Origin of the sequence: Nguyenibacter vanlangensis (assembly GCF_013376155.1) — a bacterium.
Taxonomy (GTDB): Bacteria; Pseudomonadota; Alphaproteobacteria; order Acetobacterales; family Acetobacteraceae; genus Gluconacetobacter; species Gluconacetobacter vanlangensis.
In genome coordinates, this window is the sequence record NZ_JABXXP010001110.1 from 1 (window position 1) to 691 (window position 691).

1 protein-coding gene is annotated in these 691 nt (G+C 67.7%); it reads left to right on the plus strand.

Annotation, left to right across the window (positions count from 1 at the left end):
- Positions 1-227: 227 nt before the first annotated feature.
- Positions 228-691: carbonic anhydrase (locus tag HUK84_RS21540; RefSeq protein ID WP_176641964.1), on the plus strand; the 464-nt coding region annotated here is incomplete at its 3' end.

Below are 691 nucleotides of genomic sequence, written 5' to 3' on the forward strand. Positions count from 1 at the left end.
CCGTTCGCCGCGCCATCATGTCCGACCGCTGACATAGTGTTGCCGGCGGCGGATTCCGCCGGACGCGCCCTTTGTGCCGGGCCGGCCCATGCTATGCTGGCACGTGGAAACATCGGGGCCGCGGGCCGTTACCTCCTGGCGCCGTGGTCCCGCGCGCCAGGCCGCCCAGGTGTCGCCTGGCCCCAGGTGTGTCGCCCAGGTGTGTCACACGGACATAGGGATTTTCGATGACCGATACGGATGCAAGGACCACCCTGATCTCGCTGCTGCATGGCGTCGAGAAATTCAACCGGGAGGTCTTCCCCCAGAATCGCGAACTGTTCGCCGAACTGGCCGGCCAGCAATCGCCCAGCACGCTGTTCATCGCCTGCGCCGACAGCCGGGTGAACCCCAGCATGATCACCCAGACGCAGCCCGGCGACCTGTTCGTGCTGCGCAATATCGGCAACATCGTCCCGGCCTATGGCGAGATGCTGGGCGGCGTGTCCTCGGCGATCGAATATGCGGTGCTGGCGCTGGGCGTGTCGCACATCATCGTGTGCGGCCATTCCGATTGCGGCGCGATGAAGGCGCTGCTGGACCCCGACCCGACCAAGCTGGCCAAGATGCCGACCGTCGCGTCGTGGCTGCGCAATGCCGAGGCCGCGCGCGCGGTGGCCGGCGCGCTGCAGGCCACCGATGCCGGTCCCCA